Origin of the sequence: Acinetobacter sp. YH12136, assembly GCF_013418545.1 — a bacterium.
Classification (GTDB): Bacteria; Pseudomonadota; Gammaproteobacteria; order Pseudomonadales; family Moraxellaceae; genus Acinetobacter; species Acinetobacter towneri.
Genome location: NZ_VPBV01000003.1, coordinates 78,649 through 94,782 on the forward strand (window position 1 = coordinate 78,649; position 16,134 = coordinate 94,782).

Consider the following 16,134-nt stretch of genomic DNA (forward strand, 5'->3'; position numbering starts at 1 on the left):
TCCCTATTGAGCTTTTTATGTGAAGTCATCTTCTCAAAAAGATCTTGAAATCTCTATGCGCAAATTTCTCGAATCAATGTAAGCCATTTCGTACAAAACCATCTCTTATTCAGTTTTACTTAACAATCCAAAGCGTCATTAATTCTGGCTAATAAACCACTGCTGCGACGGGTACGAATCATCAAAGCTTGCTGCAAAGCTTGCGCATCAACCAACAAACTTACGACTTTTTTAGCACGGGTAATGGCAGTGTAGATCAGCTCCTTACTCAGCAAGTTTTTTGCCGCAGCATCCAACACCACAGCTGTATGAGTAAATTCAGAACCTTGCGATTTATGAATAGTAAGTACAAATGCGGTTTCAATATTTTTAGGTAAGCGTGTTGCAGGCACCCACTTATTTAAACTTGGAAAATATACTTCAAACTGGCGCTGATCATTCTGCTCTCGCATAAAACAGATGCCAATATCACCATTCGACAACCCCAGTTGATAATCGTTATAGGTCATCATGACGGGGCGTCCTGCATACCAATCGCCATGTTTGGTTTGTTTTAACTGTTGCAACAAGCGTTTTTCAATCTGCAAATTCAGTTGTTGTAAACCCAAATGACCATGACGAATTGCAGTTAAAATACGGTAATCATCAAATACATTCACCACATTCTCAACATGCGCTTGAAATGCTGTACTGGATTGTTCCAAGCCCAAAGTATGTGCTTTTAATACCGCTACATAAGCCTGATAACCATACATCAGCTGATCATAATAATGTGCTAAATCTTCCACTGAAATTTGCCCATTTTGCTGAGGCAGATATTGCAGTTGTAAGGCATCTATTTCAACTTGCTTAAATTGAATTGGCTTTAATTCACCTGCTGCTACGACTTGCTGTTCAAAATCAGCCAAAACCTCTGCAGGAGAATGTTCTTGCTGAATAAACTTCGCTATTGCACCAATTTTTGCACCTTCAGCAAAACGACGTGTGGTCACTAAATTGACACGGTTATTTGCGAGTTCAGGCACTTGCTGTAAATCGGCCAATACCGTACCGACATCGACTGAAGCCAATTGATTGGCATCGCCCAACAGAATTAAACGTGCCTGCGCAGGAATGGCAGCCAATAACATCTGTGACAGGCTTAAATCCAGCATCGAAGCTTCATCGACTACAATCACATCGTAAGGTAAAGGTTGTTTAGCGTGAAAACGTGGCTTGCCTGTATTGCCTAAGCCCAATAAACGATGCAAAGTCACGGGTCGTAATTGACGTAAAGCATCGACATTAAACATTTGTAAAGCTTGACTATTCAAGGCATTTTGCAAAGCTTCATCCATCCGCTGTGCCGCTTTGCCTGTTGGTGCAGCCATCGCAATCCGAATATTTGGCAAAGCTTGATTAAACACCGCAACAATATGCGCCAAAGTATAGGTTTTTCCTGTACCTGGCCCACCAGTGATAATACTTAAACTTTGAGTTGCCGCAGTCTGTAACGCTTTTTGCTGCTGTGGATCTTGCAATAAATTAAGCTGTTCGGCTTGTAATTCAAAGGACAAAGGCGGCTGCGCCTGAATCCGTAAAATATCGCTAGCAACCTGATGTTCCAGTTTCCAGTAGCGATACAAATACAAACGCTGCCCATCAAATACAAACGGTGCAATTTGTGGATCAGGATTTAAAGCGCTACGCTGCAAGTTCATGTGCAAATGTTGCAATGCCGCCACTTGTTCTGCGGTTGCAGGAATACAGCTATCCCCTTGCTGAATAGCATCGAGTACCTGTTGCATCAAAATTTGCGCTGAAGCATCAAAAGTGACATTGCTAAATGGCGGCTGACATAGGTAATCCATCCACGCCTGCATTGGCGTTTGAGCTGAATTTAAGTGAATATGCTTGTTTTCCACACAGTTATCCTCAAAGTTATCCACAGGATAAGCGATTGTTTTATTAAGTCGATAAGCTGACTTAGCGTTATTTTTTAAGTTCAAAGTAACCCAATATTTGATCTAGTTGCAGAATAAATTCCGCATCTGGCCGCCAATGACAAACCCCTTGCCCTGCTTGCCCCTGCATACCACGCAAATACAAATAACTGGCTCCACCCAAATGTTGCCGAATATCATAATTTTGCAAACGACTGCTCAAATAACGGTGCAACGCCACCAAATACAAGGCCGCTTGTAACCAATAACTCGATTGGGTCATTTTGTGTTCAAGGTTGGTTTTTTCATAATCGCGCTGATCAGCACCCAAATAATTACTCTTATAGTCGGCAATGTGATAACACTGCCCATCAAAATAAACCAAGTCAATTGAGCCTGTCAGATAACGCGCAGTAGCGGCTTCATTTAAATCTTGAATAGGATGTCCCGCATCTTCAAACAATTGCTGAATTGCTTGAATAAATAAGCGCTGATCTGCCAACGCCAAATAGAATGGAAACTCTGATAAATAATGTGCAGTAGATAAGGCGGAAAGCTGGAAAGTATCGTGCAAAGGAGTATTCAACACATCCTTCAGCCACTCGGTCATGTGCGCAAAAATATCTGCTTCCTGCACAGTCGCGCTGCCTTTGGCAGTGTCGAGTTTTGCAATCAAATCTACCAATAACACATCTGAATTAAACTCTTTGTCGTTATGAAAACGGCGTTTGACTTCTTCAAAAATGTCATCATGACTGGCTTGAAAGTCGATATATTCAAAGAGTTTATGTAAAAAACTCCCCGCTTGAGTACCACGCTGAAAATTAGCTTTGATCCATGCAATCGGTTGAGCCACCTGTACGATTTCCTGTTCCGTTTCGACAGGTTCCTGATTGATTTCGTCGGCAGCAGCAGCCTGCTCCTCGCTTGCCAATGCCAAAGTATCGCTACGCATGGCGGCAGGTAAATGTTGTGCCAAGCCACTAAAACTGGTTTTGGTTCGTGGATAAAAGCGACGCTGCGGAAAATCTGCAGCTTCAATCTTAATTTCTTGCACTTGTTCAAGTTGTAATGCTGCCGCCAATTGTGTCAGAGGTGCTTCATCACAGCTCCATGCTGCTGCAATTTCTGCTGAACTTGGCGCTTGTAAACGCCAGACATTTAAACCAGCAGATTTTGGTGCAGCCTCTTTTTTACCTTCTTTTGCAGGCGTAGGCTGTTTTAGCATCGCATAGACCCGATAACTGGCACGGGTGAGTGCCACATACCAAAGCCGATTCAACTCTGCCAAACGGCGCTCACTGTGCTGCTGCATTGCTGTGGCATCTATGTCTTTATGTTTAATGGCAATGATACGTTGCTCAATGCCTTGCTCTTCCTGCGTTGCAAACACCAAAGCAGACTTGTCAGATTTGGGCGGCTGATCTGCCGACATCAAAAAGACCACTTTAAACTCCAAGCCTTTGGACTGGTGAATGGTCATCAATTTCACGCCTGCCGCATTAGAAAGTTTTCGTTCAATTTCCCAATCGCGTTTGGCAGGTGATTCAACTTGCTGTAAATACCAGTAATACAGCATGTAAGCCCCTTGATGGCGTTCACTTTGACGACTCAGCAATTCGGTTAAATGGCGTAAATTCACCACATGCCGTTCATTGTCAAAACTGCGTTTTGCCACCAAATTTTCCCAAATTTTAAATAAGTTCAGGCAGTAATTCCATGCGGTTAAAAAGCCTTTATTGACCCACATTTCCCGAATGCAGTCGAAGTCATAAATAAACTGACCTAACCCCTGTTGCTCAAGTTCAATCAACTGTTGCAGGTTATAACCCAATAAACGTGTCAGTAAGGCACGCTTGACCTTGGCTTCATCATAAGGATGTAAAATTGCAGTTAAAATTGCCGCCACATCTTTGGCTAAAAAGCCTGTAAAAACACTGCGCTGACTACTTCTATTGACCTGAATTCCAATCCGTTCAAGCTCGTATTGGGCTTGATCAAGCTTTTGATGACTGGTCGATAAAATGGCAATATCATCGGCTTGTAAAGCGACTTTGCCTGAAGAGTGATCAAAATATAAATCGCCTGCAATGCCTTGATTTAATAACTCGCGAATTTTTCGTGCAATTTGAATGGACTCATCCTGATCATGTTCCACCGTTACCCAACGCAGCGGTGCGGGATTGGCCTGTTGCCGATCCATTAAGGCAGGATGAGGACGTGAACCTGCAATGACAGGATCATAAATCACTTTTTCACCAAAAGCGGGTTGGCGTTGAAATAACTCATCCACCACACTGACCAGCTCTTTCACTGAACGATGATTTTGTCTGAGCGAGTAAATGCGACCTTGTTTTTTCAGCACATCATCGCGGGCATTGTTATAGGTCAGCATATCACCACCGCGGAAACCATAAATCGCCTGCTTAGGATCGCCCACCATAATCATACAACCACGCGCATACCACTTTGGATTACGCCAAATTTGCGAGAGCATGTCATCTTGGTCTTGGTTAGTATCCTGAAATTCATCCACCAAAATTAGTGGATAACGTGTATGTACAAATTGTGCAAATCGCTGTCCGCGCTCACCATGTAAAGCTTCTGCCAAGGTGCGAATTTGTTGCGCAAAGGTGGTTTCACCTTTTTGCTGCAACAACTGTGGTAAGCGCTGTTTGACTCGTTGCACCAAATAAATTTTTAAGTTGGTATCCACCAAATCTATCTGGCTTTCAAATTGCAGTTTGGCATCCGCCACCGCTTTGATTTTTCGGATCACAGGATGATCAAAAAAAGCATCCTGCACGTCTTGGGTACACGGTGCTTTGGCTTTATTAAAAATTGCCGATCTTGGCTTACCTTCAGCGGTGAGATACAACCCAAGAACTTCGTTAAACCCATCGCTTAAATGCAGATTAAAATACTGCTCTAACGGATTGTGCTGCAGCATTTCAATCAGTTTGGGCAACGTGACAGTAAATAGTGGATGTAATTTTTTCTTGTCACTGCCCGCGACATAATGGGAAAAATTAAAGCTATATTCACCATCATAATATTCTTTTAATTCTTCAATTTGCGTCATGGTGATACTGGCTAAATTCTGCAACGCCTCTGCTAAATCCTGAACCTCCAACTGTGCCTGATCTATGCCTTGAATCTCTGCCGATGCAAAATTTAAACTGGTATTGACCAAACCCTCATAATCGGCTGCCGATTTCAACCGCCCACATAACAGCATATAGTCCACAACATGCTGAGGCTGTGCCTGAATCCATTCACGCAGCACATCATGCAGCAATTGTTCGGTATAGACCGATGCTTGGTCAGTAATATTGGCGCGCTCAATTTTGCCACTTTCAAAGGAAAATTCACGCAATAATTTTTGGCTAAAGCTATCTAATGTTCCTACAAATAGCTCATCCAGTTGCGCACTCACCAACTTCAAACGTGAACTGGCATAGTCCAGTTTTAAACGATATTTCTGCAAAATATGTTTGAGTAAAGGATCTTGTAGTTGTGCAATTTTCTCTGCAAGGGCGCGTTGATCTAAAGACTGATTTAAACACTGGTCGATATATTGTTGGGTTTCAAGCAAGCGTGCACGAATACGACTTTTTAGCTCGGCTGCGGCGGCACGGGTAAATGTGGTCGCAATCACTTGATTAGGCAAATAATCTTTCAGGAAAATCCGCACCATCAAACTAGATAAAGTATAGGTTTTTCCTGTACCTGCCGATGCTTCAATCCAATGCAAGCCTTTAAATTGCATCTCTTGAATTGGGTCATAACAAATTGGGAATGGGCTAGATGAGTTCACGCAGATTCCCCTTGTTTTTGAAGATTTTTCGCAGATTCATAATTTTCAATGATGGGCTGATACAGTCGATGGCTATATTGCTGAAATGCCTCAATCAACAACGGTTCAGTTTCACTGTCTTGAAAAATAAATGACCAGTCTGGGTGATTTTTCTCACTTTCATCAATAAAGCTCCTCCTAGCACCGTCATGCCAATGTTTTACGAAGCTTTCCATATTCAAAACTTGATCGGACTGAGCTTCATCCCACTGAATTTCAAATTCTTTTTTATCTTTCATTTTTAAAACCAAAGCCGCAGGCAATAACACAGGATATTGCTGTGCGTGTTTCCAGAACTCAAACCACTGGGCTAAATACTCGTGTGCTTGCTGTGCATGGATATTGGCAAAATGAATCACCGCATCTTTACACACCACAATCCGCTCTAAATCTTGCTGTTCTGTGTTCTGATAAGCCACCCAGAACAGATATTCCAACCATACTTCGGCATATTTTTTTGGTCTGGCACTCGCTGCCACCACGCTACACCAAAGCTTTGTAGGCTGTTCAGGCACTTGAATACGGATATGCAAATGCGGATTCATTTTCCAAAGCTGTTGCGTTGTTGCGGTTGCCTCATCTGCAAACTGCTGCAGTATGTCACGTAAATATTGCTGTTCTTGCAGTCCCGTTTTAAACGTGGCATTTAAAGTTTTGCCCACAGGTAAAGTATCTTGCAACAAGCTTTCTGCATCTTGCGTGCCATGTTGCAGTAAAAAATCACGCACACTATATTTTTCCAAGCCATTTAAAATCAGTGGCTCATGGTTCATTGCAGCAGTGTCGGATTGTAAATTTTCGACTCCAATCGCTTTTAAATAGGCACGTGCAGGGAAACATACATCTCGAATCCATTGCATACTGTCGAGTACCACCACGTCTTGTGGCAATAATGGATATTCACCAAACCATGCTTCGCGTGGTGTGGTTTCTTGCTGCATTTGTTTGGCAACCCGATACCATTGATCTTTAAAGCGAACTTCACGGCTTTCGGCAAAACGCAGTTGATCAAAAGGTTGCAAACTATGTAAGTGATAAAGAGATTTCAATTGTGCGGGAATCTCGACACCATTCAAATTTAAGCGTGAATCGCTAGCTTCATCGGGATGTTTCACAATCAACTCCAAATGCTGCACAAATTCCTGCACCAGCACGGATGGATCGCGCACCTCGCCATCACTGACATCAAAACCGTTATAAAATAACCAAACACTGTCTTGCGCCAACAATAAACTGTCTAAAAACGCCCCCTGATCATCCTCAATGCGTGAACGATCTCCCAGTTGTGGTTTTAATAGTTGCATCAAATCAAAAGCCAATTGCTGATCACGACTTGGGAACACGCCATTGTCCAAATTCAACATCACAATCAACTTATATGGCAGCGGACGAATTGCACCAATTTGGCTAAAGGTAATGGCGCCCGATGGACTGGCTTGTTCGAGTTGGGTTTCGAGCTGGGCTGAAATTTCTTGCAGAATATAATCCAGCGGTAAGCTTAAATGACGCAAATCTTGACCCGACTGCACATCAAAATAACTGGCTAAGGTCAGCATACGGTCATGTTTTTGCACCAAACTAAACACCGATGCCAACACATCTACCCCTGCATCCTGAAACTCACTCAGGTCTTGCATCAGTTGTTTAAGCCAATATTCCACCGTTTTGGCTTGCCCCAATTCATGCTGAATTAGCCAATCACGGCGCTGTGCAAAATCCTGATAAATTTGAACCAGTTTAAAAATCAATTCAAAATCGCTACTTTGCACATCGGCATAACTTAAAGTGTGCTGAACCACGCAATGCTCTGGCACTGCAACGCCCAAAGCCAAACGATCTAAAGCAAACTTTAAGCTGAACCGATAATCTTGATCATCTGCACTCAGGCTGCGTTTTAAATGCTCGGCATCTAAACCACGTTTAAAACCTGCATTGGCCAACAACTCATTCATGCGCTCAATGTTGTTTAAATTCAAGGCATAACGCTGTTGTGTGGCAGCCAAACTCAACCAGTCGCCAAACTCCTCAAAGCTAAAACGTCCTTGTACTAGCGCTATACGCCCAACCACCGCACGCCAAGCATTATGAATGTCTAAAGAGCTGATGCCTGCAATTTGAATAGGCAAATACACACTATCTTGACTGAGTTGATGCCCTAAAGTAGCTTGATTCTGCTGTGCTTTTTGTTGTCCTTTCTGATAGAGATCACGCTCACTTGGCGGTGCAGCAAATACGCTGCGAATTAAAGACTCTTGTTCTTTGAGTTTCGGACTCAATACCAAAATATCACTGGCTTGGCGGCTGTCATCTTGTCCTAGCCATGCAATTAAACGATCTTTGAGTACCTCAAGCTGACGTAAACTTGAATGACACACATGAATTTGCAATGACTCATCGGCAGGATCTAAGTCATACGCCTGCGCGACTGGCTCAACCAAATTCAATACATCCGATTGAATTTTACCCAGTAAATGCTGCGGCTCTTCTTCAGGGAAAAGATCATACCACTCGCCTTCATCACCACTTGACAACGCCGCCAATAAAGAAAAGTGATCACGTGCCTGTTTACCAAAGCGTGTCAGCAAAGGATGATGTGACTCGCGCATATCGGCATTAAATTCGCCATTATATTTTTTGATATATGCAGCAATATCATCATCACTTACGGTTTTATTTTGACTTTCCATCTCACGAATAAAACGACTTTTGATTCGCGCATCCATGTTTAATTTCCACTTAGGATCGACCATGTCTGCCCAATATTCTTGCGATGGGTTGTAATGCAGAATAAAAATATCCATATACTGCGCCAAACGGCGGATAAACAGCAACTGACTTGGCGGCAAATCCAATAAGGTAAAAATCACCAACTGTTTGGGTAATTTGTTAATACACGAATTTGGATTTTCAGGCTCGCCCAAAGCTTGCCAAAATTGCAGATCAATCTCCTGCATTTTTTCAAAATCTGCATGAAAAATATGCAACCACAACCAACTTTGCCATTGCTCTAATTCTTCGGCTTGCTCTTGAGTAAATGCGGCTATTTCCAATGCCGCTTGTTTTTCTTCTTCGCTCTCAAAGTTTTTAGGGATATAAATTTGCTGCTTTAAGTTCAGGCGTTTCTGCTGTCCCCAAACCGCTAACCAATTGCTTTGACATTGGCAGACACCCTCGCAGCCTTTTTGGCAAAAACCACGATAAACCATGTAATTGCTAAATAAACGTGAAACTTTATCTGCCACCCAATACAGCATGTTTTGCTTTTTGAGCTGCTTTTCTAAACCCTGTGACAATTGCTCTGCGCTGTCATAAATTCGCTGAATCAAACGATGTAAAGCATGCTCGGCAGGAAGTGGGTTTTGTTCGTGTTGTATCCACGGTTGTAAGTCATAAAACACACGCCATTGCATCACAATACGCGGAATATTTGCCTGACGCACCCGATCTTTATCGTCTAAAACTGCCTGATAAGCGGCCCATTGAAAGGCACGAATACGATGATGAAATTCAGTATTGGCACTAATGCCTTTTTGCTCGGCTATTTTTTCCGTCAGCCACTTTTCTACTGCCACTGAAGGCACAATAAAATGCTGGGTTTGTAGCACCTGAAGCGGATTCGATGTCGGTTGACGTATGGTTTTCAGCATTTCATTGACTAAAACTTCTATACGTTGGCTTTGTATGACATGAATCGCCATAAGGTATCCTTTAATTTATTTTGAATAAGAATGTATTAAATGTACTAGAAGGCCGTTGATCTATCATTTGCCTCAAGCACAACAAAAGAATAAAGATTATTGGCTATACACTTACAACGGTGTATGCCACTTTACAAGCATACTTTTATTACCTACTTTATTCAAAAAGTGCTTTGAATAAAGTGGTTTAATTTACCAAACAGCATACGATTATCCGCCATTTTAAGGTTGTACTTATGATAAAAAGAGAGACAATTCCAGACAGTATTGATCCAAGCCTAGACTTGGAAATGATTCGTGCAGAATGCCTAGAACTGGTCAAAAAACGTGCCTATTTTTCTGCAGGTGCAGCCGTCATTCCTGTGCCGTTCTTAGACGTTGTCATTGATGTGGGCATCTTGTCGCAACTGGTTCCAGAAATTAATGCACGTTTTGGCTTATCTCCTGAGCAAATCAGTGTGTACGACCCTGAAACCCGAAAAGTCCACTGGAGCGAATTGCGTAAACGCGGTGTAGAATTTTCAGGTTTAGTCGTAGCGCGCACTGCAGTAAAAAAATCCCTGAATAATGTTGCAGCCAAATACATTGCCAAACAAGTCACCAAGTTTATTCCATTGGGTGGTCAAATGGTGGCTGCAGGGTTAGGTTATTTTATTATGAAAAAAATTGCCGAAACGCATGTTGAAGAAAGCTACAAACTAGCAAAAAGCATTCAGCTTAAACAAGCCAAAGTTGTGAATGCTTAATTCTTAAATCAAGCTGACTCAACACACAGACTTTACATCCTCAAGGCAGATTATTCTGCCTTGAGTTGTTTTAAGATAGTTCTTAAAATTTCCAAACGTGCTGCATTTTTGTCATTACTTGGAATGATGTGCCACGGTGCATATTCAGTACTGGTACGCTGCAGCATATCTGCCGCAGCCACCAAATAATCATCCCATCGGCTACGGTTACGCCAATCTTCATCTGTAATTTTAAAACGCTTATGTGGGGTTTCCTGACGTGCTTTAAAACGCAGCTCTTGCTCATCTTTACTAATGGCTAACCAAAATTTAATCACGACAGTTTGATGGTCATTTAAGTCTTGTTCAAATCGGTTGATTTCGTCATAGGCACGCTGCCATTCCAGTGGACTAATCAAACTTTCTACACGTTCCACCAATACCCGCCCATACCAAGAACGGTCAAAAATATTGATTTTTTCTTCAGGCAGAATTTTCGTCCAAAAACGCCACAAATAAGGACGGCTGATTTCAAAGGCTTCAGGGGCGCTAATGGTATAAATTTCGTATTCACGCGGATCCAGTTTTTTTACAATCCGCTTAATCGCGCCGCCTTTGCCTGCTGCGTCCATCCCTTCAAAAACCAGGCTGACATTACGGTTATCAAAACGCAGTGCATCTGCCACTTTTTTAGTGAGTTTCTTTAACTCTGTTTTATACTCATCATCACTGACCGATTCAGATACGGGGTTGAGCAAAACTTCAGGAATTTCTGCAGCTTGCCAAGTACCCCCCGAACTGGTCGGATGCACAGGACAATGCTCTAAAGCACGCAAAATATGCTGTGCAAATTGTTGATCGCGGATGGTTTCATCTTCGCAATCAATCATAATCCAGTCATCGGTAAAGCGTTGGCGCAGCTTTTGCAAGCTGTCATATTGCTTTTTATTGCGCCAATCCAAGCCGTGCAATTTATGCCAATGCACTTCGCTCGGTTCCATATCATCTAGTCGTTTTTGTAGTGATTTCCACGATAAATCGAACCAGATTTTAATGACATCCACATGGTTATTTTTTAAGTCTTCTTCATAGGCACGCATTTTTTCGACATAGTTATCAAACATGGTGTCATCAATTTGTTTAGACACATGCATGGCTGTGCTTAATAAGTCACTATACCAATTGCCAAACATCACCATTATTTGACCTTCGGCAGGAATAAAACGTGCATAAGGCTGCCAAAGTGTCTGTTTGGGATTAAACGGGTGTGGCGCATCGGCTTTTACCCTTAAATAACGCGGATCGACCCATTCTCTTAATTGTTTAACCGATTCACCCTTACCCGCCAATTCAATGCCGCTCACTAAAATCAGCAAACTTTTGGCATTTTTTTCACCTTTGGTGTTTTTTAAAGCATATTGGGCTTCAATTAGCTCGACTGAAAGTTGTTCTTCTTCCATGAGTTTAAATTCAGTATGTGCTTGTGACATCATCTACCCTATTGTTGTATTATTTAAGCTCTGCTGATCATTCGTCTATATTTACGATATTAGAATGAGCGACAGACTTTGATCAGTATACGAATATCGACCCATTTTTTAACAACTTTTCGCTTATTTTTGTAGATTAATCTCACACACTGACCTTTGCCGTTTGGAATTCTGTGTAATTTGTCATAGCGACGAGATCAAACTCACATTAAGATTTGCCCATTCAACTCAATAATGAGACACCCTATGTCTAAACTTGCTGCTTTAGATGAGCTGTTAGAACTGTATTATCAATTTAAATATCATAAAAATCCTATGCTTTTTCAACGCTTACAAGATGTTCAAGCATGGCAAAAACAGCGTATGCAACGCACCCATGCCACACAGTTTGCCGAAAAGCACAATGTCTTGATGGCCGAATATTTTTTAAACCGCTTATATGGCGGTCCAGATTTTGACGCTTTGGCAGGTCAAATTGCTCGCCTACTGAAATATGCACACAAAGCTGAAAAAATCATCCCTGAAAATGCAATAAAAACAGGGACTTCTGGGGTAAGTCTGGCGATTTTGGCAGTGCAGTTAGATGAACAAGTCGCGATACAATTGCTACAGGACTATCCTGAAAATATGCCTTTAAATGATGAGATGATGCGTCTGACTTATTTAAAGCTCGATCAGGGCGAAGCACGCTTAAAACAATTAAATATGTTGGATGAACTGGGTAAAAACCTAGATAAATATATGCGCTCTTTTGTGGTCTATACCGCTTTTAAAATGTGTAAAGGCGCGGCGCAAAAATACAGTTTTCAAATTATGTATGAGTTTATGCAAGATGGCTTTTTAGCCATGAAACCATTAAAGTCTGCAGAGAAATTTGTGAAGCAATTTACTACCACAGAACGGGAAATTATTGCCAAAGTACATGCAGGTGATTTACATCCATTTTCATAATCCCAATGTGTGAAATAACCAACACTTATTCAGCACACTTACGCTATCTTTGGTTTTTTCTGTATATTATTCATAACAATTGCATGATGATTACTGTACAAGTGCTTAGAATCTGTCATCATGCATACACTGCAGCCTTAAGCCTTTTTATCCTGAGGAGTGACTCCAATGTCGAATGAAAATCAAACGCCTACCGCTACTCCCGAGTCGGCACAACCAACAGACAAAGTGAGTCCATTCTTAACCGAACCTCTACCGCAAGGCGCTCCACAAGGTCAGCAACAATCTTTAGAACAAAAATTAACGGATACACCTGTTACGGGTTCAGTGCCAAAATATAATTTGCCGCGCGGTGCCAACACAGGCAATGTCGGTGCAACCACACACTTCGGCTACCAAACCGTCAGCAGTGAAGATAAAGCCCAGAAAGTCGCAGAAGTCTTCCACTCGGTTGCAAGCAAATACGACATTATGAACGACTTAATGTCATTTGGTATTCACCGCTTATGGAAACGCTTTGCGATTAATATGTCAGGTGTACGTCGTGGTCAGCGCGTACTGGACATTGCAGGCGGTACGGGTGACTTAGCCAAAGTCTTTAGCCGTGAAGTTGGCCCTACAGGTCATGTGGTACTGTCAGATATTAACGAATCTATGCTGAATGTTGGCCGTGACCGTCTAATTGATGCAGGCTGTACCAATGTCGATTTCGTATTGGCGAATGCCGAAACTTTAGAACCATTTGAAGACAACAGCTTTGACTTACTGACTATTTCATTTGGTTTACGTAACGTGACCGATAAAGATGCAGCTTTGGCAGCGATGTACCGCGTACTCAAGCCGGGTGGTCGTTTATTGATTTTAGAATTTTCAAAACCAGTATTTGAACCGTTCTCAAAACTCTACGATTTATATTCATTCACAGCATTGCCATTGATGGGTAAAATTGTCGCAAACGACTCAGAAAGCTACAAATACTTGGCTGAATCTATTCGTATGCACCCAGATCAACGCACTTTAAAAGGCATGATGGAACAGGCAGGCTTCCAAAACTGTGATTACCACAACCTGACTGGTGGTATTGTTGCCGTTCACCGTGGTTTTAAACTCTAAGGCGTACCGCAATGTGGTCAATTCTCGCCCTTGGTGCAGTTGAGAAACTGATTCATCATGTTATTGATTTGGATGCGATTACTCGCATCCAGCTCAACCAACTACACGGCAAAATGTTGCGTGTGGTGCTCGATTCGCCACAGCTTTCTGTAGATGTCTTTTTTGATGACAACAAAGTTCGTTTAGAACCTACTGCAACAGGTCACAGCGAGCAGCCTTCTATTTTTGAGCATGAGAAGCGCTCTAGCTTCGCAAGGTTTGATCAAGCGCAAAATATCAGCCCCGCAACGACCACTTTGCATGTTAAAAATGTGGTGCAATTGCTCAAACTGTTGCTATCCGATGAAGTGGGCAATATTCCCCTACAAGGTGACTATCATCTTTTACAAGATATTCAGCGCATTATGCAGCAGGCTGAACTAGACTTGGCCGCACATTTAAGCCCTTGGATTGGTCCTGCTTTGGCTCATGAAGTTGGCAAAATTCAGCTTGCACCCAAGCATTTAAAACGCAGTCTACACAGCCATTTGTTCTTTGCTGAAGATGCCCTAAAAGAAGACAGTGGTCTATTTGCCCCACGCTGGCAAATGGATGACTTACAACAAGACACGCGCATTTTTCAACAAAATTTAGACCGCGCCGAAGCCAAAATTCAACAGCTACAAGCGCAGCTTGATGCACAGCCAGATACCGCTTCTGACACCTTAAACTCCACTCAACCCTAGGGAATAAGTCTTTATGATTCCGCACGTTTCACGTTTACTCGAACTTTGGCGCATTGCCGCGCACTATAGACTCGACACGTTGTTTCCTGCGGAAGAACTACCAGAAAAGGCACGTCATGCGCTCAGTTTTATTCGCATGCACCCTGCGGCTTGGTCAAGTAAAGAACGTAAAAACCCGCTGAAGCTCAAAGAAGCTTTAGAAGAAATGGGACCATTGGCAATTAAACTTGGGCAATTGCTGTCTACGCGTCGTGACCTGATTCCGCCTGAAGTTTTACAGCAATTGGTGTTGCTACAAGACCGTGTCAAACCATTCGGTTCTGACGTGGCACAAATGCGAATTCAGCAATCGCTCAAGGCAGACATCAACACCCTGTTTGCCCGTTTTGATGAGCAACCTTTAGCAGCAGCCTCCATTGCGCAAGTCCATACCGCTGCCTTGCATGATGGTCGTGAAGTCGTCGTTAAAGTCACCCGTCCCGATATTCGCCAGCAAATTCTACAAGATTTTGAAATTCTGGAATGGCTCGGTGCAGCACTGGAAAAACGTCTGGAAGCGGCACGCGCTCTACATTTATCTGAAATTATTCAGGACTATCGTCAAATTATTCTCAACGAACTGGATTTGACCTTAGAAGCGGATAACACCCGCCGCATGCGTCACTACTTTACAGGCTCAAGCATGATGTACGTGCCTGAAGTCTATATGGACAGTAAAGATGTGATGGTGGCAGAGCGCATTACAGGTGTGCCAATTTCCGACACGGCAACCTTTGATCGTTTGGGGATGAATCGTGCCGATTTGGCAGAAAAAGGCCTCACGATTTTCTTTACCCAAGTGTTCCGTGACAACTTTTTCCATGCCGATATGCATCCTGGCAACGTCTTTGTGGAAACCATCAATCCGAATAATCCGCGTTTTATTGCGCTAGATTGTGCGATTATGGGCGAGCTGTCCAAGCATGACCAAATGACCGTAGCACGTATGTTGCTGGCGGTGATGAACAGCAACTTTATGCAGCTGATTCAAGTGGTACACCAAGCTGGCTGGATTCCACCGGGCACAGATCAAGATGCTCTCGCCCGTGAAATGCGCCGTACTGTCGGGCCAATGGTGTCTAAACCGATGCACGAATTGGACTTTGCAGGCATTCTGATTCAGGTCATGGATATTGCACGTCGTTTCCATTTGGAAATTCCACCGCAATTGATGCTACTCCTGAAAACATTGGTGCATGTTGAAGGCTTGGGCACAGACTTATATCCAGAACTGGATATCTGGAAACTGGCAAAACCAATTTTAACGGATTGGATTAAAGCCAATATGAATCCAGTCAAAAATGTCAAAGAAATTGGGCAGCAAATTCCCGACCTGTTACTGGGTGCGCAAGACTTACCAAGTTTAATGATTGACAGTTTAAATGGTTTAAAAAACCAATCGGCTTGGCATTCCAAACAATTGCATGAATTACAAAGCATGCGCTTGCAAATGGAACATCAGCAAAAACGCAGTTGGATTTTTGGCAGCATCATGGCCATTTTCCTATCCATTGCAATTATTGCACCGTGGTATGTGTCTATTGTGTTGATTGCCTTAGCAAGCTTTTTGGCGGTTTGGCGCGTAGTCAAATAAAGTTACATTGTTTGATAACAA

9 protein-coding genes are annotated in these 16,134 nt (G+C 42.6%); 5 read left to right on the forward strand and 4 right to left on the reverse strand.

Annotated features, from left to right (window positions below; translation table 11 throughout):
• Window positions 1-119: 119 nt before the first annotated feature.
• From recD to FTU71_RS02435, 3 genes are all read right to left on the reverse strand, one after another.
• A complete protein-coding gene (recD, locus tag FTU71_RS02425; RefSeq protein ID WP_218945598.1) occupies window positions 120-1,862 on the reverse strand; it encodes an exodeoxyribonuclease V subunit alpha in 1,743 nt (580 codons plus the stop codon).
• A gap of 109 nt (window positions 1,863-1,971) precedes the next feature.
• On the reverse strand, window positions 1,972-5,691 hold the full coding sequence (locus tag FTU71_RS02430; protein ID WP_179993557.1) for a UvrD-helicase domain-containing protein: 3,720 nt from the start codon (window positions 5,689-5,691) through the stop codon (window positions 1,972-1,974).
• A gap of 44 nt (window positions 5,692-5,735) precedes the next feature.
• Window positions 5,736-9,476 (reverse strand): exodeoxyribonuclease V subunit gamma, encoded by a 3,741-nt coding sequence (locus tag FTU71_RS02435; protein WP_167845734.1) that lies wholly within the window; start codon window positions 9,474-9,476, stop codon window positions 5,736-5,738.
• Between the two features lie 236 nt (window positions 9,477-9,712).
• Between FTU71_RS02435 and FTU71_RS02440 the strand changes: the two genes are divergently transcribed.
• Entirely contained in the window at window positions 9,713-10,222 is a 510-nt protein-coding gene (locus FTU71_RS02440; RefSeq protein ID WP_218945596.1) for a hypothetical protein, read from the forward strand.
• 50 nt (window positions 10,223-10,272) lie between these two features.
• On the opposite strand, the gene FTU71_RS02445 is transcribed toward FTU71_RS02440, so the two are convergent.
• Window positions 10,273-11,691, reverse strand: a complete 1,419-nt coding sequence (locus tag FTU71_RS02445; RefSeq protein ID WP_096901334.1) for a phosphate--AMP phosphotransferase — start codon at window positions 11,689-11,691, stop codon at window positions 10,273-10,275.
• A gap of 246 nt (window positions 11,692-11,937) precedes the next feature.
• On the opposite strand from FTU71_RS02445, the gene FTU71_RS02450 reads away from it, so the two are divergent.
• The 4 genes from FTU71_RS02450 to FTU71_RS02465 all read left to right on the forward strand — a co-directional run bounded on the left by FTU71_RS02450 (window position 11,938) and on the right by FTU71_RS02465 (window position 16,113).
• Window positions 11,938-12,642, forward strand: coding sequence for a hypothetical protein (locus FTU71_RS02450; RefSeq protein ID WP_004975910.1), 705 nt, complete (start codon window positions 11,938-11,940; stop codon window positions 12,640-12,642).
• Between the two features lie 168 nt (window positions 12,643-12,810).
• On the forward strand, window positions 12,811-13,755 hold the full coding sequence (ubiE, locus tag FTU71_RS02455; RefSeq protein ID WP_004975907.1) for a bifunctional demethylmenaquinone methyltransferase/2-methoxy-6-polyprenyl-1,4-benzoquinol methylase UbiE: 945 nt from the start codon (window positions 12,811-12,813) through the stop codon (window positions 13,753-13,755).
• Window positions 13,756-13,766: 11 nt separating this feature from the next.
• The gene (locus tag FTU71_RS02460) at window positions 13,767-14,480 is read left to right on the forward strand and encodes an SCP2 domain-containing protein (protein ID WP_154321106.1); all 714 of its coding nucleotides are present in this window, start codon (window positions 13,767-13,769) and stop codon (window positions 14,478-14,480) included.
• 13 nt (window positions 14,481-14,493) lie between these two features.
• Window positions 14,494-16,113 carry an AarF/ABC1/UbiB kinase family protein gene (locus tag FTU71_RS02465; protein ID WP_180005818.1) on the forward strand — a complete coding sequence of 540 codons (1,620 nt, stop codon included), beginning with the start codon at window positions 14,494-14,496 and terminating at the stop codon, window positions 16,111-16,113.
• Window positions 16,114-16,134 lie beyond the last annotated feature (21 nt).

Coding starts and splice junctions, on each gene's coding strand:
- FTU71_RS02460 (WP_154321106.1), top strand. CDS start 13,767: ATGTGGTCAATTCTCGCCCTTGGTGCAGTTGAGAAACTGATTCATCAT.
- FTU71_RS02440 (WP_218945596.1), top strand. CDS start 9,713: ATGATAAAAAGAGAGACAATTCCAGACAGTATTGATCCAAGCCTAGAC.
- FTU71_RS02450 (WP_004975910.1), top strand. CDS start 11,938: ATGTCTAAACTTGCTGCTTTAGATGAGCTGTTAGAACTGTATTATCAA.
- recD (WP_218945598.1), bottom strand. CDS start 1,862: ATGCAGGCGTGGATGGATTACCTATGTCAGCCGCCATTTAGCAATGTC.
- FTU71_RS02445 (WP_096901334.1), bottom strand. CDS start 11,691: ATGTCACAAGCACATACTGAATTTAAACTCATGGAAGAAGAACAACTT.
- FTU71_RS02465 (WP_180005818.1), top strand. CDS start 14,494: ATGATTCCGCACGTTTCACGTTTACTCGAACTTTGGCGCATTGCCGCG.
- ubiE (WP_004975907.1), top strand. CDS start 12,811: ATGTCGAATGAAAATCAAACGCCTACCGCTACTCCCGAGTCGGCACAA.
- FTU71_RS02435 (WP_167845734.1), bottom strand. CDS start 9,476: ATGGCGATTCATGTCATACAAAGCCAACGTATAGAAGTTTTAGTCAAT.
- FTU71_RS02430 (WP_179993557.1), bottom strand. CDS start 5,691: ATGCAATTTAAAGGCTTGCATTGGATTGAAGCATCGGCAGGTACAGGA.